The following is a 20,788-nucleotide window of genomic DNA, read 5'->3' on the forward strand; positions in this document are numbered from 1 at the left end:
AGGTCAATACAGGCCGAAGATCCTGCCGGAGAGTCCCAGGATCATCGAGGTGTTGACCAGGGTTAGCCCGACCATCCAGCGCGTGTTGGCACTGGCTTCCTTGCGTTGCGCGTCAAGGCTGGCCCGCAGTTCGGCGAGGCCGTTGTCGGTATGTAGTCTGAGCTCGGCGAGCCCTTTGTCCGTGTGTTGCCGAAGCTCGGACAGGCTAGTGTCAATGTGCTTCTTCAGGCGCTCAACCGCGTCGTAGAGCCGATCTATGTCTTTCTTGATGGTATCCACAAGTGCCTCAACTTTGGCAATTCGTTCGTCATAGTCCATGGGTGCCTCCGCTAGGCCTTATCCTACAAAACTGCTTGCCCCGCGCCGATAGTTGCGGTGCGGGCAGCGGCGCACCATGTGCCCATGATACGTTCGAAGGAGAGAACGATGAGCACGAGTAAGGAGAAAATGAACCCGATCGCGCCCGACAGCCTGAAGGCGCGTGCGCCTGGCGTCAAACCGGGCAACGAGCAGCGCGGCGAGGCGCTGCAGCGGGATACGGCCGGGGTAGGTGAGCGGGGCGGCGTGGCCAGCCAGCAGACCGGCTGGGCGGCGCGCCAGTCGGCGGAGCGGATGCGCCAGCGCAGCGGCACCGCCAATGCGGGAAGCGCCGGCGGCGGCAGCCTGCAGCAGGACCAGCATGCCGGCTCGCAGGAGTCGGCCACCGGTCCTGCCGGCAAGCGTCAGACCGACGAAGCGCGGCCCAAGCTTTCACGGGCGCGTGAGTTGGACAAGTAGATATTGTCCTTCGACAGCGCGCGGTTGGCGCTGACGGCGTCGGCCCAATCGCGCGTGGTCGTCACGGCGGCGAAGTTGGAATGGAATACCACGCTGAATATGCGATGGATCTCTTCCGCCGTGGCTCGGCCGGCTGCGTTCTCATACGGCAGCGAACCGGTGGCGTCGGACAGGTATTCCACGGCCAGCCCCCTATGCGCAGCCTCGATGATGGTTGAGGCATTGCAGTTGTGCGTCATGTAGCCCGCAATCGCCAGGGTGTCGATCTTGTTATCGGCCAGCCATTGCGCGAGGCCGGTGCCGGTGAAGCTGCTGGCCAGCTTTTTATTGACGACATAATCGGCGCCCAGCGCTGCCACTTCCGGATGCAGTTGCCAGCCGTCGGAGCCGACGGCAAACACTGGTGCGCCGGCTGGCGTGTCGTGCTGCACCACCACCACAGGTACGCCGCTTTCGCGCGCCACCTTCATGGCCTGGACAATATTCGGCAGCGATTGCTCGACCGGCGGGTATTCGATCGGCAGCTTGCCGGTGAAGTATTCGTTTTGTACGTCGATCACGATCAGGGCGCGGCGTGGCATGGTATTTCCTCCGTTTGGGTTGTTGATGGGATCCATTGTGCGGTCCGCACCGATTTCGCGACAGTGGCCCAAGAGACAACATGCGATATAATCGGGCCATGCGTAAAAAAGTGGCCATTATTGCCTTCGACGGCATCACTCCGTTCCACCTGTCCGTGCCTTGCCTGGTATTCGGCGGCCCGCATGCCGAGCATTTGTACGAGGTGACGGTATGCGCAGCAGAAAAAGGTCCGATGCGCACCACCGCTGGCTTTGAAATCTCGACCAGCAAGAGCCTGCGCGCCCTGGACAAAGCGGATATCGTCATCATGCCGACCTGGCACGACGACTGCCGGCCCTCGCCGCCAGCGCTATTGCAGGCTCTGAAGAAGGCCCACGCGCGCGGTTCAACCATCGTTGGCTTGTGCCTTGGCGCCTTTCCAGTGGCGGAAGCGGGCCTGCTTGATGGCCGCACCGTCACCACGCACTGGGCCTTTGCCGGCAAGTTGGCGGAACGCTGCCCGCTGGTGAAGGTCGATGACGAAGTGTTATATGTGGACGAGGGCGACGTGCTGACGTCGGCCGGCGCGGCGGCCAGCCTGGATTGCTCGCTCTACCTGCTGCGCAAGCTGCAGGGCGCGGACTACGCGAACATGGTGGCGCGCCGCCTGCTGGTGGCGCCGCACCGCGAAGGAGGGCAAGCGCAGTTCATCAACCGCCCGCTGCCGGTTACCGCCAGCGACAGCCGCCTGGCGCAGGTGCTGGACTGGGTGCAGCATCGCCTGGCCGAAGAACACAGCCTGGATGCGCTGGCGGAACGGGCGGCCATGAGCCGCCGCAATTTCACGCGCCATTTCCGGCAAGCCACCGGAACCTCGTTCAAGCAATGGCTGCTGACCCAGCGCCTGGCCCACGCCCAGCGCATGCTGGAAACCAGCGACGCTTCGATCGAAGCGGTGGCGCAGGCGGCAGGTTTTGGCAGCGCGCTATCGTTAAGGCAGCACTTCCGCGCTGCCTTCCATAGCTCGCCGTCGGCCTACCGCAAGCTATTTGACGCCTGACATGTCCGGCAGGGTATGCGCGATGCCCTTGTGGCAGTCGATGCAGGTCTTCTCGCCGCTGGCCAGCTGCGTCGAGTGGGCGTCCACCGCGCGCTTGCTCTGGCGGGTGAAGTCCATCGAATCGAACTGGTGGCAGTTGCGGCATTCGAGCGAGTTGTTGGCCTTCATCCGCCGCCACTCGTTGCCGGCAAGCTGGATGCGGTGCGCTTCGAATTTTTCGCGGGTGTCGATGGTGCCGAACACCTTGCCCCACACCTCCTTGGATGCCTGCATCTTGCGGGCGATCTTGCTGGTCCACTCGTGAGGCACGTGGCAGTCGGAACACTTGGCGCGTACCCCGGTGCGGTTGGAGAAGTGAATGGTGCGCTGCAGCTCTGGATAGACGTTGTCGCGCATCTCATGACAACCGGTACAGAATTTTTCCGTATTGGTGGCTTCCATGGCGGTGTTGAAGCCGCCCCAGAACACCACGCCAGCCACGAAGGAACCGATCACCAGGAAACCCAGGCTAAGGTGCATGCTTGGGCGGCGCAGGACGTTCCAATAGTTTTTAATCAGCCTGAACATGGCGTTACCCTCTATTTATGCTTGGCCGGCGTTGCCGGCGTGGCTGGGTTCAGCATCGTGTCGACGTCCTTGAACTGGTTGGGCACCAGCGGCTCAAGGTTCGCTTGCGGCACGTGGCATTGCAGGCAGAAATAGCGCCGCGGCGAAAGCTCGGCGAGGAAATTGCCATCGCGGTTCTGGAAGTGCGTCACGCTGATCATCGGCGCCTGGCTTTCCTGGGTGCGGGTGCGGGCGTGGCACATCATGCAGCGGTTGGCGCTTTTATCGGTCTGGTAGCCCTCGATCTTGTGCGGAATGACCGGTGGCTGCATGGAGTAGTTGCGCACGCGCCGGATATCGCTGTTGTCGGGATTGACCATCGGCGCCGGCTTGGTGGTTTCGGCCAACGGCGTCGGGCCGCGCATATTATCGAGGGCGCGCGGCGCCGGCACCTGGGCCAGGACGGACAGCGGCAGAAGAAGAGCAAGAAGGAATGCGAATTTTTTCATGGCCATGGCTCCTAGACCTTGCGGATGCTGACTGCGCACTTCTTGTAGTCAGTCTGCAAAGAGATTGGGCAGGTAGCGTCCAGCGTCACCTTGTTCACAAGCTGGCTGGCGTCGAAGAATGGGATGAATACCAGCCCGCGTGGCGGGCGGTTGCGTCCGCGCGTCTCCACGCGGGTCTGGATCATGCCGCGCCGCGACTTGACCTCGATTAGGTCGCCGCGCCGCGCACCGAGCGCCTTGGCGTCGTCAGGATGCATGAAGCAGACTGCATTCGGCACGGCGCGATAGAGCTCCGGCACGCGGCGCGTCATGGTGCCGGTGTGCCAGTGCTCCAGCATGCGTCCGGTGGACAGCCAGAACGGGTATTCCTTGTCCGGCGATTCGGCCGGTTTCTCGTAAGGCAGCGCAAAGATCACAGCCTTGCCGTCCGGGTGGCCATAGAAGCGAACGTCTTCGCCCTTCTTGACGTAAGGGTCCAGGCCTTCGCGGTAGCGCCAGCGGGTCTCCTTGCCGTCGACCACAGGCCAGCGCAGGCCGCGTGCCTGGTGGTACATGTCGAACGGCGCCAGGTCGTGCCCGTGGCCGCGGCCGAAGCTCGCATATTCCTCGAACAGGCCTTTCTGCGGATAGAAGCCAAAGGCCTTGGCTTCATCGTTCTGGTAGCCGGCTTCGATTTGCGAGGCAGGATATTTGTCGACCTGGCCGTTGCGGTACAGGACATCGAACAGGGTCTTGCCCTTGTAGGCCGGCATGGCGGCCAGCAGCGGCGCCGGCCATACCTCTTCCATCTTGAACCGCTTGGAGAATTCCATCAGCTGCCACAGGTCGGAACGTGCTTCGCCCGGCGCGCTCACCAGCTGGTGCCAGAACTGGGTGCGGCGTTCCGCGTTGCCGTAGGCGCCTTCCTTCTCCACCCACATGGCGGTCGGCAGGATCACGTCGGCCGCGGTGGTGCTGGCGGTCGGGTAGGGGTCGGAAACGACGACAAAGGCGTCCGGATTGCGCCAGCCCGGCAGGATTTCGCCCATGATGTTCGGGCCGGCCTGCATATTGTTGTTGCACATGACCCAGTAGGCATTCAGCTTGCCGTCCTTGAGCATGCGGCTTTGCAGGACCGCGTGGAAGCCTGGCTTTTCGGGGATGGTCCCCGGCGGCAGCTTCCAGATCTTTTCTGCGATCTCGCGGTGCTTGGGATTGGCCACCAGCATGTCGGCTGGCAGGCGATGCGAGAAGGTGCCGACTTCGCGTGCCGTGCCGCAGGCGGAAGGCTGTCCGGTCAGCGAGAACGGGCTGTTGCCTGGCGAGGAGATTTTACCGGTCAGCAGGTGGATGTTGTACAGCAGGTTGCTGCACCAGGTGCCGCGCGTGTGCTGGTTGAAGCCCATGGTGAAGAAGGAGGTCACCTTGGTCTTTGGATCGGCATACAGTTCGGCCAGGCGTTCCAGGCGGTCGCGCGGCACGCCGCTCAGCTTGGAGACGGATTCAACGTCATAGGCGCTGACGAACTTGGCGTATTCTTCGAACGTGCTTGGCTTGCCGCCGCCGACATCGCCGGCGTTGGTGGCGGCCTTCTGTAGCGGGTTGTCGGGGCGCAGGCCGTAGCCGATGTCCTTGTTGCCCATCACGAAGCGCGTATGCTTGTTGACGAAGTCCTTGTTGACGCGATTATTCTTGATGATGTAGTTCGCGATGTAGTTCAGGATCGCCAGGTCGGTCTGCGGCGTGAAGACGATAGGCTGGTCGGCCAGCTCAAAGCTGCGGTGCTCGTAGGTCGACAGCACCGCCACTTTCACGTGCGGGTTCGACAGGCGGCGGTCGGTAATGCGGGTCCACAATATGGGGTGCATTTCCGCCATGTTGGAGCCCCACAGCACGAAGGCGTCGGCGGCTTCGATGTCGTCGTAGCAGCCCATCGGCTCGTCCATGCCGAAGGTGCGCATGAAGCCCGCCACGGCGGACGCCATGCAGTGGCGCGCGTTGGGGTCCAGGTTGTTGGTGCGGAAGCCGGCCTTCATCAGCTTGGAGGCCGCGTAGCCTTCCCAGATGGTCCATTGGCCGGAACCGAACATGCCTACGGCGGTCGGTCCTTTCTCGTTCAGCACTTTCTTGAACTGTTTTGCCATTTCATCGAAGGCGGCATTCCACGACACTGGCTGGAACTCGCCGTCCTTGGCGTACTTGCCGTTCTTCATGCGCATCAGGGGCTGGGTCAGGCGGTCGGCGCCGTACATGATCTTCGACAGGAAGTAGCCCTTGACGCAGTTGACGCCGCGATTGACTTCGGCGTTGATGTCGCCATGTGTCGCTACCACGCGTCCGTCCTTGACGCCGACGTTGACGCCGCAGCCCACGCCGCAGAAGCGGCAGGGCGCCTTGCTCCATTTGAGCTGCGTCTTGGCGGCGTCGGTGACGACGTTGGAGGCGGCGGCAGGCAGCTGGATGCCGGCGGTGGCGGCTGCCGTCATCGCGGCAGTCTGTGTGATGAAATCACGGCGAGTCTGTTTCATTGTAATTCCTCGTCCATTGAGTTGGCGGGTTCGGCATGCTGGTAAACCAGGGCGACGTTGAGGACGCCGGGCAGGGCCCGGATGGCATCCATTACGTCGAGTGTTCGGGGTGCGCTTTCCGCTTCCAGCGTGACGATCAGTCGACCGTCCGCTTCAGCGGCGTGCACGATGCAGCGGGGCAGGATGGCTAGCTGGGCACGCACTTCCGCCACTTGTGCGGGCGTGACGTGGACGATGACGCCGGCGATGTGGATTTCGGCGGCCATGGTCATGCACCTGGCAGGCGGCCGGTGAGCATTTGGTACATCCACACGATGAATCCATAGCCGCCTACCGTTGCTACCGCGAGGATCGGGGCCAGGACCACCGTCATGAACAGGAAGACCTTCAATTCTTGCGCCTTGCTGGCGACGGGTTCTTTGTTTTCCATTTGCTCACCATTTTACGGAGAAAGGTGCTTCATAAAATTAGCGCAGGTTAAGCGCTTTGCCTGATGTAAAACTATTTCGCTGGCGGGCGGACGGCGAGTTCAATTGCCAATCCGCTGGCGCCAGGCCTGACCGGACCGGTTTGGCCTTCAAGGTCGCCTGCCTGCGGCGTAGCGCTGCCGCTGGCGGAGATTCTTGCCCCCACGATCAACGGCCCCGCCTCGGCCAGGCGCGTCCCTGCTGCCAGCGCGTTGCTGTCGTCCAGCACAAACTGCAGCGGAAAATCTCCGGCAGGCCGCTTGATTGCCGCCAGCGGCATCGGCGATCCATTGGCGGAGCGGGCAAAGATGAACAGCACCTGGCCCGGGGCCGGCGCAGTGCTTCCGGGCGCAAGGCGAACCGTTCCGGAGAGGCGCGCCGGTAACCCTGGTGTTGGCGCGTCGATTGCGGCGGCAGGGATACCCTGGCGCGCACGCGCCTCGGCGATGCCGGCATGCGTCGAGCGGGCGAATTCGGAATCCTCTGGCACCAGGGGCAGGACGGCCTGCCATTGTTTTTCTGCGCGAGCGAAGTCGCCGCGGGCGAAGGCTGCACTGCCGGAGAGGGCAAGCGCTTTAGGTTGCTGCGGGTCGATGGCGAGCGAGCGCTCGATCAGCCGTTCAGGCTCGCCGGCCAATGCGCCGCCCTGCGCAGTAGCCAGGGCATCAGCGTAGTCGGCCAGCAGGCCTGCATCCTGCGGCAGTAGCGTGGCAAGGTGGCCATAGGCCTTGGCTGCATCCGCATAGCGGTTCATGGCGCTGTAGGAGCGCGCCAGCATGTGCCAGCCGTCGACGTCCTGTGGTTGCGTGCGAAGCCGCTCGGCAAGGCGCTCAACCATGGCCGGAATGTCTTCCTCCGACGGCCCGTGGTCGGTTGGCGTGGCAGATGCAGCCAGCAGTTCTGGCGGCATGGCCAGCGCGTCGGGACGGCCAACCTGCATGTAAATGGCGACTGCCGCTGCCGGCAGCAGCACCGTGAGCGCCAGCGCCATGCGCGTTTGCGGTCGCTGGCCGCTCGGTGAGCCGGGAGCGTGCGCTTCGCCGGCGCTGCGGCGCATCAGCGGCGGCACGACACAGGCCAGTGCGATGGCGGACATGATGCCGACGATGGCGATGAACATGCTCATTGCTTTGCCTTCCAGAATCCACGCAGCGCCAGGAAACCGGCTGCGAGAAGAAGCAAGGGTCCGAACCAGAGCAGGGCTGTGCTGGCGTTCAGCGGCGGTTCATACAGGACGAAGTCACCATAGCGCTGCACCATGAAGTCCACCACTTGCTGCTCGCTTCGGCCCTGGGCCAGTTGCTGATGGATCTGCTGGCGCAGGTCCAGCGCTAGCGGGGCGTGCGAGTCGGCCAGGCTCTGGTTCTGGCATACCAGGCAGCGCAGTTCGCCCGCGAGCGCCATGGTGCGCGCGTCCAATGTGGCGTTGACATCAGCCATTTGCCAGCTCCTTTACCATGCGGGCAACACGTTCTCGGGCTTCCGGCAACGACAGCGGACCGATATGCTTCATGCGGATGATCCCTTGGCGGTCGATCACGAAAGTCTCCGGCACTCCGTACACGCCGAAGTCGATGCCGATGCGGCCATCGTGGTCGAATGCGATCTGGCGATAGGGATTGCCGTTGTTCTGCAGCCAGCGCAGGGCGTCGTCGCGCTGGTCCTTGTAGTTCAAGCCGATCACCGGCGCGTCAACGGCGCGCGACAGGTCCAGCAGGTCCTTGTGTTCGATGCGGCAGCCTTCGCACCAGGAAGCCCAGACGTTCAGCACCCACACGCGCCCCTGCATCTTGGCGGGAGACACCGTGTCGGCAGGGTTGTCCAGCATCTGCGCCGAGAACTGCGGCACCGGCTTGCCGATCAGGGGCGACGGCAGCTCGCGTGGATTGCGCTGCAGGCCGATGCCGAGGAAGGCAAGCAGCACAGCGAACAGGCCAATGGGAAGAATGAAGCGTTTCATTGGGGCTCCGGCAGCAAGGAGGAGGCGGCCAGCGCAGGCGCGGCTGCGGTATCGGGCATGGCATCCTGCGACTGGCGCGCGCTGCGGTAGTGGCGGTCCGACGCGGCCAGCAGGCCGCCGATGGCGAACAGCACGCAGCCGCCCCAGATCCAGCCGACAAAAGGCTTGAGCTGGATGCGCAGCAGCCAGCGGCCTTCACCGGCCGAGTCGCCAAGCGATACGTACAAATCGCGCAGCAGGCCGCGGTCGATGGCGGCTTCGGTCATGGTGTCCTGCGCCACGGCATAGCGGCGCTGCTCCGGTTGAAGCAGGGCTACCGCCTGGCCCTGGTGCGCGACCGTTACGCTGGCGCGCAAGGCAGTGTAGTTCGGCCCGCGTGTGTCTTCCAGCTTTTGCAGGGTGAAGCTGTATTCGCCGAGCGATGCCTGCTGGCCCGGCGCCAGCACCACGTCCTGCACCAGTTCGTGGCCCTTGACCATGGTGACGCCGATCACGAACACGCCCAGTCCGGCATGAGCGGCCAGCATCCCCCACCATGAGCGCGGCTGGCGCGCCAGCTTGCGCCGTTGCTGGATCACTTGCCAGGCGGTGCCAAGCAAGACCCAGGCTGCCAGCAACAAGCCGAGCGAAGACATGAGCGATCCCCGTACCAGCAATGCCGCGCCGAGGCCAATGCCAAGCGCCATGGCGGCCGGCCAGCGCAGGCGGCGCGCCAACTGGGCCACCGTACCGTTGCGCCAGCCGGCGAACGGGCCAGCCGCGACAAGCAGCAGCACCGGCAACATCATCGGCACGAAGACTTTTTCAAAGTACGGCGGCCCGACGGAGATTTTGCCTGCGCCGAGGGCATCCAGCACCAGCGGGTACAGAGTGCCAAGCAACACGGTGCCGGTTGCAGCCAGCATGACGACGTTCTGCAACAGCAGCAGCGACTCGCGCGACATCGGAGAGAAAACGGTACGCTGGCGCAGGCGTGGCGCGCGCCATGCATACAGCAGCAGCGAGCCGCCGACCACTACGGCCAGGTAGGCCAGGATGAAGGCGCCGCGGCGCGGATCGGTGGCAAAGGCGTGCACCGACGTCAGCACGCCAGAGCGCACCAGGAAAGTGCCCAACAGCGACAGGGAGAAAGCCAGGATCGCCAGCAGCGCGGTCCAACTGCGGAAGGTGCCGCGCTTTTCCGTCACGATCAGCGAGTGCAGCAGCGCCGTGCCGACCAGCCATGGCATGAAGGAGGCGTTTTCCACCGCGTCCCAGAACCACCAGCCGCCCCAGCCCAATTCGTAATAGGCCCAGAAGCTGCCCATTGCGATGCCGAGAGTCAGGAAGCTCCACGCGGCCAGCGCCCACGGCCGCGACCAGCGCGCCCACGACGCATCGAGACGGCCGCCCAGCAGAGCGGCGATGGCGAACGCGAAGGTCACCGAGAAGCCGACGTAACCCATATACAGCAAGGGCGGGTGCGCGATCATGCCTGCATCCTGCAGCAGCGGATTCAGGTCGTTGCCATCCGGCGCGGCAGGCAGCATCCGCAGGAAGGGATTGGACGTCAGGATCAGGAACAGCAGGAAGCCCACGGCCACCAAGCCAAGCACGCCCACCAGGCGCGCCTGCACCTCGCGCGGCAGCTGCCGCGACAGGCTGGCGGCGGCAAAGGTCCACGCGGAAAGCAGCCAGGTCCACAGCAGCAGCGAACCTTCGTGGCCGCCCCAGGCCGCGCTCAGGCGGTATTGCCAGGGCAGCAGGGTATTGGAATGCTGGGCCACGTAGCGCAGCGAGAAGTCGTTGGCGTACAGGGCGTAGAACAGGCAGCCGAAAGCCAGCGTGCTGAAAATGAACTGCCCCGCGGCGGCCGGACGCGCCAATGCCATCCAGCGCACATCACCGCGCCGGGCTCCGGCCAGCGGCAGGATGCCCTGAACGGCGGCCAGCAGCAAGGCAAGGATCAATGCGAAGTTGCCTGCCTCCGCGATCATGGCATGCCTTTCAGGGAAGCGGGCGCGCGGCCCTGTTCCAGCGCGTGCGCGGCTTCCTTCGGCATGTAGTTTTCATCGTGCTTGGCCAGTACTTCCTGCGCCAGGAACAGCGCGCCCTGGCCAAGGCGGCCTTGTGCCACGGCGCCTTTGCCTTCCTTGAACAGGTCGGGCAGGGTTCCCTTGTAATGCACCGGCACCTTCTGCACATTGTCGGTGATGACGAAACTGACGGTCAGGCCGTCATCCAGCCGCCGCACGCTGCCTTGTTCCACCAGGCCGCCGATGCGGAAGATGCCGTTGCGCGGCGCGGCCCCGGCTACCACCTGCGAGGGCGTGAAGAAGAACACCAGGTTGTCGCGGAAGGCGGACAGCACCAGCGTTGCCGCGATGCCGCAGGCCGCCAGGCTGGCGCCGATCAGGGCGAGGCGTTGGTGGCGCGGCTTCATGCTGCACCTTCGTCATCGTGATTGGTGACGGAGGCCCGGGCCTCGCGTTCGCGTCGGCCGAGCGCCCATATCTCCAGCATCATCAGGCCGAAAACCACGCTGAAAGAACCCCACACATAGCGGCCATAGCCGCCCATGGCGAGGAAGTCCTGCAAGCTGTTCCAGTTCATTTCGTCCTCCGGCGCAGCCAGGCAGCGCTGCCGTGCCGTTCCAGCACGATGCAGCGTGCGCGGCGCAGCGCGACTGCAATCCCGTAGCACCAGAACGCCGCCACCATCAGCAGCATGGCCGCCAGCATGGCCGGCGCCATGCTTGGTGCCTTGCCAAGGGTGACGGATGGTCCCTGGTGCAGGGTGTTCCACCAGTAAACCGAGAAATAGATGATCGGGATGTTCACTGCACCCACCAGGGCCAGCACCGCCGCAGCGCGGTCGGCGCGGCGCGGATCGGCGATCGAAGCGTGCAAGCCCATGTAGCCCAAGTAGAGAAACAGCAGGATCAGCTCCGAGGTCAGGCGCGCATCCCAAACCCACCAGGCGCCCCAGGTCGGCTTGCCCCACAGGGCGCCGGTCCATAAGGCGAGAAAAGTGAACAGGGCGCCGGTCGGCGCCAGCGCGCTGGCCATGATCGACGAGACGCCGGTGCGGTAGGCCAGGCCGAAACCGGCCCATCCCGCCATCGCCATATAAACCAGCATCGACATCCATGCCGCCGGTACGTGGACGAAGATGATGCGGTAGGCGTCGCCTTGCTGGAAGTCGGTCGGCGCAACTAGCAATCCAATAGCCAAGCCGGCCAGTGCGGTCAGCACTCCGAGTGCCGTGAACCAGGGGATGAGCCGTCCGGCCAGATCGTAGAAGTTGCGCGGGGACGCGAAAGTGAATACAGTGAGGCGACGCCGGGCGCCGTTTGCGGTGGAATAATACGGTTGATTCATATGATGAACTCCGTCCTACTCGTGTGCAATCCGCAGCGCTGCGGCAGTGGCCCAGGGAGCGGCTGCCAGCGACCCCGCCAGCAGGGCCCCCAACAACATCAGGTGGGGCGCACTGCCGGTACCGTCGCTGGCGGCTACAACCGAGGAGCTACCAAGAATTAGTAAGGGAATATACAGGGGCATCAATATCAGTGCAACCAGTACGCTGCCGCCGCGCGCGCCAAGCGCCAGGCCTGCGCCGATGCTGCCAAGGAGGCTCAGCACCGGCGTGCCAAGCAGAAGGCCGAGCCACAGCACTGCCATTGGTTCGGCGTCGAGGCCGTATTGCAGGGCGACCAGCGGCGCCAGTACCAGTAAGGGCAGGCCCGACGTCAGCCAGTGCGCCAGCACCTTCGCCAGCACCAGGATTTCAAGTGGCTGCGGCGACAGCAGCAACTGCTCCAGCGAGCCGTCCGCATGGTCGTCGGCGAACAGCCGCTGCAGGCCAAGCAGGGAGGCCAGCAAGGCCGCCACCCACACAATGCCGGGGGCGACGCTGTGCAGCAGTTTGCTGTCCGGTCCGATCGCCAGCGGGAACAGCGTGGTCGTGACAAGGAAGAAGGCCAGCGGCATCAAGGCGTCGCTACGCCGGCGCATGGCCAGCAGCAGGTCGCGTTGCATCAGCTGGCGAGCAGCTTTCAGCATGGTGCGCCCAGCTGCAATTGGCGTGCGCCCGGCAGGTCCGGGTCCTGGTGCGTGGTCAGGACCAGCATGCCGCCGCGCGCGCAATGCGCCTGCAGGACCTGCCCGACTTGTGCCGCGGAGTCCTGGTCCAGCGCCGCCAGCGGTTCATCGAGGATCCACAAGGGGCGAGCAGGCGACAGTAGCAGCCGGGCAAGGGCAACGCGCTTGCGCTGGCCTTGCGAGAGCAGGCGCACTGCGCGCTGGGCCTCGGCCCGCAGCCCGATTTCATCCAGGGCCCGCATGGCGTCTTCACGGCTGCACCGCTCGCCCGGCAGGCCGCCCAGCGCCAGGTTTTCCCACGCCAGCAGGTCAGGCTTCAAGCCGTCTGCATGCCCGATGTGGAGCAACTGGGAGTGGTATTGGGCACGCGCGGCGAGAATAGGCTTGCCCTGCCAATGCACGGCGCCGCGGTCGGGCAGGGCGAGCCCGCACAGGGAGCGCAGGAGAGTAGTCTTGCCGCTGCCATTACGGCCCTGCACCCATAGCGCTTCGCCGGCTTGCAGCGAAAAGCTGACGCCAGCGAACAGGGTGCTGCGGCCGCGACGGCATGTTAGCTGTTGACAGGTCAATCCCATGAATCCCCTCATCGAAGTGGCCATCATCCTATCACCCGTATGTTCGCTTGCCAGGGCCAAATTGGCAAATCTATAATCTAGATCATGTATGCCCGAAATTTTCTGCGCTTCCTGGTTTTTTCCCAGTTTGCTGTATCCATCCCATTGTTTGCCGCCGAAAGCGAGGAGCCCAAGCGCCGCAGCATCGCCGCGCATGTGGCGCCGCAAGCGCTTGCGCTGCAGCTTGACGGCCGCCTTGACGATGCGGCCTGGGAACTGGCGCCGGTCAATACGCGCTTCTACCAGTTCCAGCCGGAAGATGGCCGAGACGCGCCGGAACACGTGCGCACCACGGTGCGTGTACTGGTCGACCGGGATGCGCTGGTCTTCGGCATCCGCGCCTGGAATGGCGACCCGAAAACCCTGAACGGCACGCTGGCGCGGCGCGACAAGGTTGACCGCGACCAGGACTTCATCGGCATCTGGATCGACCCGAGTGGCCATGGCCGCTCGGCGCAATTCGTTCGCGTCAACGTGGCTGGCGTCATGAGCGACGGCATTTACCGCGCCGACGAAGACGAAGAAGACCTGGGCCCCGACTACCCGGTCGAAAGCGCAGTCCACCTGCTGCCCGACGGCTATACCATGGAAGTACGCTGGCCGCTATCTAGCCTGCGCTTCCCGTATGGCGAAGGCAAGCCGTGGCGCCTGATGGTGGAGCGCAGCGTGCCGCACGAAGACAATATGCTGCTGCTAAGCGCGCCGCTGAAGAAAGAGTCGCTGCATTTCATCGCCGAGATGGAGGAAATCGAAGGCATGGCTCAAGTACTGCCGACGGTGCAGGACCGGGCTTTTTGGGAGTTCCGCCCCGAACTCACGCAGCGCTTCAATCGCGGCTACGGCCAACGCAGCAGCGAGACCAGCCTGGGCATGGATATCAGCGCCCGTCCACGCGCGGACTGGGTCTTTAACGCCACCCTGAATCCCGACTTCTCGCAGGTCGAGATCGACGCGCCCACCAGCAACGGCACCAACCGCATTGCCCTGAGCCTGCCGGAGAAGCGCGGCTTCTTCCTCGAAAGCGCGGACGTGCTGGGCATGCGGCTGCCGGCGTTCTACTCGCGCACCGTGGCCGATCCCCGCTGGGGCCTGCGTGCAACCTGGCGCGGCGCCGACGCCGACGCCACAGCCCTGGCGCTGGATGACCGTGCCGGCGGCGTCGTGATGCGCGGCAGCCCTTACGAAACGCAGGAGCACGTCAGCGCCGGCGACAGCAAGGCGATGCTGCTGCGCGCACGCGGCCATGGCGAGCAGGCCGTGGCTGGCGCCTTCCTGTCCGACCGCGACTACGGTGCCGGTGCCCGCAACACCGTGCTGGGTACCGACGGCCAATGGCGGGCACCGGCAAACGGCGACGGCCACATCCAGCTTGCGTGGACCGCCATGGCCTCGCGCACTACCGCGCGATTCGATAGCGAAGGCCGTGCGCTTGCCAGCGAAGCGCGCAACAGCGGCTATGGCTACGGCAGGCTGAATTACAGTTCCGACGACTGGCTGAATGTCGCACAGCTGGAAGTTATCGGCACAAACTTCGCCAACGATAATGGTTTCGTTCCGCAGGCGGGCATCATCAAAGGCGACGTTGAGATCAACCGCCGTACCGGCGCGCGCGACCTGGCGCTGTTCGAAGCTTACGAAACGGAGCTGCACCTCGGCCTGCAAGAAATCCGGACGCTGTCGCATGAAACGGTGCAGCGCTGGGTGCGCCCCGGCATCTGGTTCTACGCTGGTCGCCAGACCCGCTACTGGGCCGACCTGGGCTTCGACCGCCAGCGCGGGCGCGGCGGCGCAAAGTTGCACAAGACGCCCGCGGCGCATATGGGCATCGAAAGCACGCCTTCTTCATGGTTCGTCAAGCTGAAGGGTGAACTGACGCTGGGCCGCCAGCTCGACGTGGAAGCGGACCAGGTAGGCAAGGGCGGCAGCCTGGAACTGGAAGCGAACCTGCGCTTTCCGCTGCCCGGCAACTGGAGCCTGGAGTCCGACCATCGCTGGAACCGTTCCTGGGTCAAGCACCGCAGCCTGCAGGATTTCAGCGACAACGGTTGGCGCTGGGTCGGCACCCTGCACGCCACGCCGCGCGATGCCCTGCGCATGATCGTGCAGAACACTTCGTCAGGGCGGCAGGACGTGGCGCCGCAGCTGCTGGAGCCATGGAGCGAACGATACCGCCATCGTTCGCTGCTGTACAAGCGCACCACGCGTCACGACCGCATCGTCTCCGTTGGCGCCACGACGGACGCCAATGGCGCCTTGCCGGGTTCCAGCAAGGGCCTGACGCTCAAGGTCCAGTGGGGGATTTGAGGCTTAGAAGCTGCGGGTCAGGCTGACCGACAGGGTGCGGCCGCGACCGGCGAAGTACGAGGAAGAGTCCTTGTAGCTGACCGCAGTTTGCGCGGTGTAGTTGACGTTGACCGACTGCGGGTAGTAGCCAACGTACTGGCGGTTGGCCAGGTTCTCGATGCCTACGCCCAGCTTGCCCCAAGGGGAATCGTAGCTGCTGGCCAGGTCCAGCAGGGTGTAGCCGTTGAAGTGCTCTTCCAGGTCAGTGGTGTTCACCTTGCGGCCGATATTGATGTCGCGGTCGAACAGGGTGGTTGCCTGCAGGCGCAGGTTCGCCTTCGGCATGAACTGCCAGTTCGTGCCGGCCACCAGCTTGCCTGGGCCTTGCGAGCGGGCGCCCAGTTCCACGTCCATCGGTGCGCCGGCGGTTGTGGCGGTCTTGCCCATGGTGCGAGCGAAGGAGCCGAAGGCCGACAGGGTCTTCGTTGCACGCAGTTCGCCGGAAATCTCCCAGCCGCGCACAGTGGTCGGTACGCGGTCCAGTTGGCCGATGCCGGCGGAATTGACGCGCAATGCGGTGCCGAGCTTGGAGCGCGAGTCGTAGACCGATGCACCCAGGCTGCCCATGGCGCCACGCCAGTTCACGCCGATTTCGTTGTTGCGCGTGATGACAGGCTGCATGTCGAACAACTGGTCCACCGACTGGCCGGGCTTGTTCACGGCGCGCAGCACCAGGCCCACGTCCGGCAATCCAAAGCCTTCGGCACTGGAGACGAAGGCCGACCAGTTCTGGTTGAAACGCCACACGGCGCCGATATTCTTCACGTTCTTGGTGAACGAGCGCTGGCCGCCTTGCACTAGGCGGCTCTTGTAGGCGGCCAGGGTGGTATAGGTATCGACGTCCAGCTTCGCGTCTTCATGGCGGATGCCGCCGCGCACGGTCAGCGGGCCGATTTCATATTCAAGCTGGGTGAACGGGGCGAGGGAAGTGAAGTCCAGGGTCGGCACCCAGGTGCGGCCGGTGCCGGCCAGCCATTGTTTGGTGCGGTCGCGCAGGTAGTCCAGGCCGGCCGTGAATTCCAGGCCCTTGACCAGTGTGTCCGGGCGCACGTAGGTCAGCTTGGCGCCGTACTTGTCGGCCACCACTTCAGACTGGTCGTACATTTTGCCGTTCGAGTCGAACGTTTTCCCGCGCGGGTCGATCGTCGGGTCCTGGAAAGTGGCCGTGGTGGTTGCGCCGTACAGCGAAGCGAAGTCCTGCTTGAAGACTTGCGCGCTGAAGCTGCCGCCAAGCAGGTTGTTGTGGCGGTATTCCAGGCTGCTTGTTTCGACCTTGTTGCGCGGCGGCGCCAGGGCTGGCCTGCCTGGCCTGGAACTGGTTGGCGTGCCGGTAGCGAAGTTGGCATCGACCGGCGAGTAATCGCCGTCGCCTTCCATACGGAAGCGGTTGACGGTGAGCTGCAGGCGCTGGTCGCCGAAGTTCTTGCCGATCTTGAAGAACAGGTCGGTGCCTTCCGAGTCCATGGTATCGCCTTGCACCGCTTCGATGCCCAGCGGACGGCCCTTGCCGTCGTAGCCCAGGCCGCGCTGCTGGATGCTGCCGAAGGCAAGCAGGTCGAAATCGCCCGATTTGTGCTGCAGGGTGTAGCCGGTCTTCCAATCCAGGCTGTCGTGGCGCAGCTGGGAAGCCATGCGCACATTGATCGACTGCGTGGTGCCGTCCGCTTTCGGCGACTTGGTGATGTAGTTGATGATGCCGCCGGTAGCGCCCATGCCCTGCATGGCGGAGGCGCCGTTGATCACCTCCACGCGCTCGATGATGGCGGTATCGGCCACATAGCCTTCGCGCATGCCGCCGCGCAGCGGGTTGGTTTGCGGTACGCCGTCCAGCAGGATCAGGGCGTTGCGGCCACGCAGCGATTCGCCGGTGGAGCTCATCTTCTGGCGGCTCGGGGCGTAGCCGGGGATGTAGGTGGCCAGCGCGGCGGAGGGATCGTCGGCCAGCAGGTATTGCGTTTCCAGCTCGCGCGGCGAAATCACGGTGACCGCGCCGGGGATCTTGTCCACGCTCTTGCTGTTGCGGGTTGCCGTAACGACCACTTCCTTCATCGGCTCCCCGGCACTTTGTGCCAATGCTGCGCTCCCGGAGAGGGCGAGGCAGGCCAGTGCTACGGCACGGGTGAGGGGATTCAGCGCGGTCATACAGTGACTCCTAAACAGAAAGATACAAAAGAAAGCAGCAATGATAATCATTCTCATTTATAATTTCAAACACTTTATTGCTGACATAAAAAATGCTGACCGGTTTGCTGCGTGCGCGGCTGCGCGATATCCATCTGTATGTGTCCCTGGTTTTCGGGGCGATCTTCGTCATTGCCGGCCTGACCGGGGTGGTGATCGCCTGGACACATGAACTGGATGGGGCGCTGAATCCGGGCCTGCTGCACTCGCGCGGCGCCGAGGGCAAGGCCGATGCCGCGCCATCGCCGGCCCAGGCGCAGGCCGCGGTCGACCGCCTGGCCGAGGCGCCTGGATATGGCAAGCCGACCATGCTGATGCTGCCGTATGAGGCCGACGACGTGTACGTGGCCTGGTACCGCAAACCGAACAAGGACAAGGGCAGCTTCGATACCGATGTTTCGCGCCAGGTCATGCTGGACCGCTACACATTGGACATTCTCGGCGAGCGCAATTACGGCGAATTCGGCCTGTCGCGCGAGCTGCTGATGCCGACCCTGTTCCTCCTGCATCGCTATATGTTTGCCGGCGACGTCGGCAAGACGGTGATCGGCATCGCCGGCTTGCTGCTGACGATTACCTCGCTGCTGGGCTTTGCTCTCTGGTGGCCGAAGCACACGCTGGCCAGCCTGCGCAAGGCGCTGGCTGTGCGCGGCGCCGTCACCTCGCGCCAATTCAATTACAGCTTCCACCGTTCGGCAGGCTTTTTCATGACCCCGGTGCTGGCCGTGCTGGGCTTTACCGGCCTGGCGATGAATTTGCCGGACTGGGTGCGCCCGGTGGTCGGCGCAGTGGCTACGCTGGAGCACAACGGCAAGGTTGCCAATGGCCCGGACCAGGGCCGCAAGCCGATCAATGTCGCGGCGGCGATGGAGATTGCCCAGCAGCGCGTGCCGCAGGGCCGCCTGTCGCGCGTGTCGCTCGGTTCGGCCAAGGCGCCTTATGAAATCCGCCTGCGCCAGCCCGGCGAGATCCGCGAGGGCGACGGCAGTACCCGGGTCAGCGTGGATGCCTTCAGCGGCGCGGTGCTGCGCGTGCGCGACCCGCTGAATGCGGCATCGGGCGATACCTTCATGAACTGGCAATTCCCCCTGCATACCGGCGAGGCCTTCGGCATGGCGGGCCGGGTGCTGGTGTCCTTCAGCGGCCTGGCACCGCTGGCCTTCATGATCACCGGCCTGGTGTTATGGCTGGGCCGCCGCGCGATGCATCGCAAAGCGCGCGCCGCCGCCGCAAAAGCTAGCATAAAAGAAGCTAAAAAAGTTGCCAAACGGTCACAAATGCATCACACTGAAAGCTGTGAAAATGTGTGAGATTTTGTGGTCGTGCCACGATGGATGCGCTGAACCTTAATCCGGCGGTATTGCTGGAGATTATCAACTTACAAACCGATATTGCACGCCGGGGCCTGGACCTTGGGGGCGTGATGCACCTAGTGTGCCAGCGTGCCGGCGCCCTGTGCGGCGCGACAGCCGCCGTGGTGGAACTGGCCGAGGGCAACGACATGGTGTACCGCGCCGCCGCCGGCGTCGCCGAAGGTGCCCTCGGCTTGCGGCTGAAACGCGAAGGCAGCCTGTCCGGCCTGTGCGTGGCGCAGGACCGGATCCTGCAATGCGACGATTCCGAAACCGACCCCCGCGTCGACCGCGCCGCCTGCCGCAAGGTCGGCCTGCGTTCGATGCTGGTGGTGCCCTTGCGCCACGAAGGCGAGAGCGTCGGCGTGCTCAAGGTCGGCGCGCCGCACGTCAATGCCTTCGATGCTTACCAGGCGCAGATCCTCGGCCTGCTGTCGGAACTGATCGGCGCCGCCATCTACCATGCCGTGCAATACGAGTCGAGCGACCTGTATTACCGCGCTACGCACGACGCGCTGACCAGCCTTGCGAACCGCGCCCTGTTTTACGACCGCCTGCGCCAGCAACTCGCCCAAGCCGGGCGCGCCGCCAGCAGCGTGGCCGTGGTCAACATCGACATGGATGGCCTGAAGGCGATCAACGACAACCTGGGCCATCGTGCCGGCGATGCCGCCATCCGCCAGGTGGCCGAACGCATTTCGCGCGAGCTGCGGCAGGAAGACCTGGCGGCGCGCCTGGGCGGCGACGAATTCGGCATCATCCTGTGCGGCGTGCGCGACCGCGATGGCGTCGGCAACAAGTGCAACAGCATCACCACCGCGATCGGCGCGCCGTTTGAATTTGAAGGCCGCGCCTTGCGCCTGGGCGCCAGCATCGGCTACGCCATCAGCCCGGAAGACGGGCAGGATATGGACCGGCTGATGGAGCTGGCCGACCAGGCCATGTACCGCGTCAAGCACGCACGCAAGGCTGTTGCAGCGTAGTATCGTTTGGAGCTACTCCGCATAGCCTGATAGTATTGTTTGCATCTCCCCAAACAATAAGAAAGCGAGGGTGTGATGAAACGCTGCTTCTGGTTGGCGGCCTTGCTGCCGCACGCGGCCATGGCGCAGGAAGCACCAGCGCCAGCGCCTACACTTACCACTACCGTTACTTTTGCCAGCCAATATGTCTCACGCGGCATCCGGCAAACGTGGGACAAGCCGGCGTTGCAAATTGGCGTCGATTATGTCCATCCCAGCGGCTTGGTCGCCGGCACCTGGGCCTCGAATGTCAGCGACAAGTTTATTGAAAATGCAAAGATCGAATGGGACCTGTACGCCGGCTATTCGGTTACCAGGGGCGATATCGGCTACAGCCTGATCCTGTATGAGTACCTGTATCCGGGCGCCAAGGTCAGCGCCACCGATACCACCTTCAACTACACCGAGTTGTCGCTGGGCCTGACGTATAAGTCTGCCTACGTCAAATACAACTACACGGTCAGCCCGCATTTCTTCGGCATCACGCACGGGCGCGGCACGCGCTACCTCGATATCGGCCTGAACCAGGACCTCGGCAACGGCTATACGCTCAACCTGCATGCCGGCGATGCGCGCGTTGGCGGAGCCGGCAACGATATCTGGGACTGGCGCGATGCCAAGGCCGGGGTGACCAAGGCGCTGGAAGGGGGCTGGTCGGTTGCTGCCGCCGTCACGCGCGGCTGGGGCGCCACCAATGTATACCGGGAATACACCAGCGGCGTGCCCGATGCCAATGGCCACCTGGCCTTTTCGAACACGGAGAAAGCCACCTTTGTCCTGACTGTCGCCAAGACCTTCTGAGGAGCG

At 64.2% G+C, this 20,788-nt stretch carries 23 protein-coding genes; 6 read left to right on the forward strand and 17 right to left on the reverse strand.

Features of this window, described 5'->3' with window-relative positions:
• Positions 1-3 precede the first annotated feature (3 nt).
• Positions 4-318: a hypothetical protein gene (locus tag ACN9MY_RS14395; RefSeq protein WP_426171607.1), complete on the reverse strand. Its 315-nt coding sequence runs from the start codon at positions 316-318 to the stop codon at positions 4-6.
• A gap of 108 nt (positions 319-426) precedes the next feature.
• On the opposite strand from ACN9MY_RS14395, the gene ACN9MY_RS14400 reads away from it, so the two are divergent.
• Entirely contained in the window at positions 427-777 is a 351-nt protein-coding gene (locus ACN9MY_RS14400) for a hypothetical protein (protein WP_426323234.1), read from the forward strand.
• Here the strand turns inward: ACN9MY_RS14400 and ACN9MY_RS14405 are convergent.
• Positions 723-1,358, reverse strand: coding sequence for a cysteine hydrolase family protein (locus ACN9MY_RS14405; RefSeq protein WP_426171610.1), 636 nt, complete (start codon positions 1,356-1,358; stop codon positions 723-725). The genes ACN9MY_RS14400 and ACN9MY_RS14405 overlap by 55 nt on opposite strands.
• Before the next feature lie 80 nt (positions 1,359-1,438).
• Between ACN9MY_RS14405 and ACN9MY_RS14410 the strand changes: the two genes are divergently transcribed.
• Complete coding sequence (locus ACN9MY_RS14410; protein WP_426171612.1) at positions 1,439-2,398, forward strand: GlxA family transcriptional regulator; 960 nt, start codon at positions 1,439-1,441, stop codon at positions 2,396-2,398.
• On the opposite strand, the gene ACN9MY_RS14415 is transcribed toward ACN9MY_RS14410, so the two are convergent.
• From ACN9MY_RS14415 to ccmA, 14 genes are all read right to left on the reverse strand, one after another.
• Positions 2,384-2,965 carry a cytochrome c3 family protein gene (locus tag ACN9MY_RS14415; protein WP_426323236.1) on the reverse strand — a complete coding sequence of 194 codons (582 nt, stop codon included), beginning with the start codon at positions 2,963-2,965 and terminating at the stop codon, positions 2,384-2,386. The two genes, ACN9MY_RS14410 and ACN9MY_RS14415, sit on opposite strands and share 15 nt — an antisense overlap.
• An 11-nt stretch (positions 2,966-2,976) precedes the next feature.
• Positions 2,977-3,459, reverse strand: a complete 483-nt coding sequence (locus tag ACN9MY_RS14420) for a nitrate reductase cytochrome c-type subunit (protein ID WP_426171616.1) — start codon at positions 3,457-3,459, stop codon at positions 2,977-2,979.
• A gap of 5 nt (positions 3,460-3,464) precedes the next feature.
• Positions 3,465-5,960 carry a nitrate reductase catalytic subunit NapA gene (gene napA, locus ACN9MY_RS14425; protein WP_426323238.1) on the reverse strand — a complete coding sequence of 832 codons (2,496 nt, stop codon included), beginning with the start codon at positions 5,958-5,960 and terminating at the stop codon, positions 3,465-3,467.
• Complete coding sequence (locus tag ACN9MY_RS14430) at positions 5,957-6,226, reverse strand: chaperone NapD (RefSeq protein ID WP_426323240.1); 270 nt, start codon at positions 6,224-6,226, stop codon at positions 5,957-5,959. The genes napA and ACN9MY_RS14430 overlap by 4 nt, the downstream gene beginning before the upstream one ends.
• Before the next feature lie 2 nt (positions 6,227-6,228).
• The gene (napE, locus tag ACN9MY_RS14435; protein WP_426171621.1) at positions 6,229-6,390 is read right to left on the reverse strand and encodes a periplasmic nitrate reductase, NapE protein; all 162 of its coding nucleotides are present in this window, start codon (positions 6,388-6,390) and stop codon (positions 6,229-6,231) included.
• 71 nt (positions 6,391-6,461) lie between these two features.
• On the reverse strand, positions 6,462-7,553 hold the full coding sequence (locus ACN9MY_RS14440; protein ID WP_426337525.1) for a tetratricopeptide repeat protein: 1,092 nt from the start codon (positions 7,551-7,553) through the stop codon (positions 6,462-6,464).
• Positions 7,550-7,867 carry a cytochrome c-type biogenesis protein gene (locus ACN9MY_RS14445; RefSeq protein ID WP_426337526.1) on the reverse strand — a complete coding sequence of 106 codons (318 nt, stop codon included), beginning with the start codon at positions 7,865-7,867 and terminating at the stop codon, positions 7,550-7,552. The genes ACN9MY_RS14440 and ACN9MY_RS14445 overlap by 4 nt, the downstream gene beginning before the upstream one ends.
• Entirely contained in the window at positions 7,860-8,387 is a 528-nt protein-coding gene (locus ACN9MY_RS14450) for a DsbE family thiol:disulfide interchange protein (RefSeq protein WP_426337527.1), read from the reverse strand. Before ACN9MY_RS14450 ends, ACN9MY_RS14445 begins: the two co-directional genes overlap by 8 nt.
• Complete coding sequence (locus tag ACN9MY_RS14455; protein WP_426337528.1) at positions 8,384-10,363, reverse strand: heme lyase CcmF/NrfE family subunit; 1,980 nt, start codon at positions 10,361-10,363, stop codon at positions 8,384-8,386. Before ACN9MY_RS14455 ends, ACN9MY_RS14450 begins: the two co-directional genes overlap by 4 nt.
• A complete protein-coding gene (gene ccmE, locus ACN9MY_RS14460) occupies positions 10,360-10,809 on the reverse strand; it encodes a cytochrome c maturation protein CcmE (protein ID WP_426171630.1) in 450 nt (149 codons plus the stop codon). Before ccmE ends, ACN9MY_RS14455 begins: the two co-directional genes overlap by 4 nt.
• Positions 10,806-10,979, reverse strand: coding sequence for a heme exporter protein CcmD (ccmD, locus tag ACN9MY_RS14465; protein WP_426171632.1), 174 nt, complete (start codon positions 10,977-10,979; stop codon positions 10,806-10,808). Before ccmD ends, ccmE begins: the two co-directional genes overlap by 4 nt.
• Positions 10,976-11,746 carry a heme ABC transporter permease CcmC gene (gene ccmC / locus ACN9MY_RS14470; RefSeq protein WP_426171634.1) on the reverse strand — a complete coding sequence of 257 codons (771 nt, stop codon included), beginning with the start codon at positions 11,744-11,746 and terminating at the stop codon, positions 10,976-10,978. Before ccmC ends, ccmD begins: the two co-directional genes overlap by 4 nt.
• A 15-nt stretch (positions 11,747-11,761) precedes the next feature.
• Positions 11,762-12,430, reverse strand: coding sequence for a heme exporter protein CcmB (gene ccmB / locus ACN9MY_RS14475; RefSeq protein WP_426171636.1), 669 nt, complete (start codon positions 12,428-12,430; stop codon positions 11,762-11,764).
• Entirely contained in the window at positions 12,424-13,044 is a 621-nt protein-coding gene (ccmA, locus tag ACN9MY_RS14480) for a cytochrome c biogenesis heme-transporting ATPase CcmA (RefSeq protein WP_426171638.1), read from the reverse strand. Before ccmA ends, ccmB begins: the two co-directional genes overlap by 7 nt.
• Positions 13,045-13,128: 84 nt before the next feature.
• Here ccmA and ACN9MY_RS14485 point away from each other — a divergent pair, with 84 nt between their 5' ends.
• On the forward strand, positions 13,129-15,387 hold the full coding sequence (locus tag ACN9MY_RS14485) for a carbohydrate binding family 9 domain-containing protein (protein WP_426337529.1): 2,259 nt from the start codon (positions 13,129-13,131) through the stop codon (positions 15,385-15,387).
• A 3-nt stretch (positions 15,388-15,390) separates the two neighbouring features.
• Here ACN9MY_RS14485 and ACN9MY_RS14490 read toward each other — a convergent pair whose 3' ends face one another.
• Positions 15,391-17,568: a TonB-dependent receptor gene (locus ACN9MY_RS14490; protein WP_426337530.1), complete on the reverse strand. Its 2,178-nt coding sequence runs from the start codon at positions 17,566-17,568 to the stop codon at positions 15,391-15,393.
• A 92-nt stretch (positions 17,569-17,660) separates the two neighbouring features.
• On the opposite strand from ACN9MY_RS14490, the gene ACN9MY_RS14495 reads away from it, so the two are divergent.
• The 3 genes from ACN9MY_RS14495 (at position 17,661) to ACN9MY_RS14505 (ending at position 20,782) form a co-directional block, all read left to right on the forward strand.
• Positions 17,661-18,917 (forward strand): PepSY-associated TM helix domain-containing protein, encoded by a 1,257-nt coding sequence (locus tag ACN9MY_RS14495; RefSeq protein ID WP_426337531.1) that lies wholly within the window; start codon positions 17,661-17,663, stop codon positions 18,915-18,917.
• Positions 18,918-18,937: 20 nt separating this feature from the next.
• Positions 18,938-19,942 (forward strand): diguanylate cyclase domain-containing protein, encoded by a 1,005-nt coding sequence (locus ACN9MY_RS14500; RefSeq protein WP_426171646.1) that lies wholly within the window; start codon positions 18,938-18,940, stop codon positions 19,940-19,942.
• A 75-nt stretch (positions 19,943-20,017) separates the two neighbouring features.
• Positions 20,018-20,782, forward strand: a complete 765-nt coding sequence (locus ACN9MY_RS14505; protein WP_426337532.1) for a TorF family putative porin — start codon at positions 20,018-20,020, stop codon at positions 20,780-20,782.
• Positions 20,783-20,788: the final 6 nt, after the last annotated feature.

Origin of the sequence: Pseudoduganella sp. R-31, assembly GCF_049913235.1 — a bacterium.
In the GTDB taxonomy this organism is placed as follows: domain Bacteria; phylum Pseudomonadota; class Gammaproteobacteria; order Burkholderiales; family Burkholderiaceae_D; genus Rugamonas.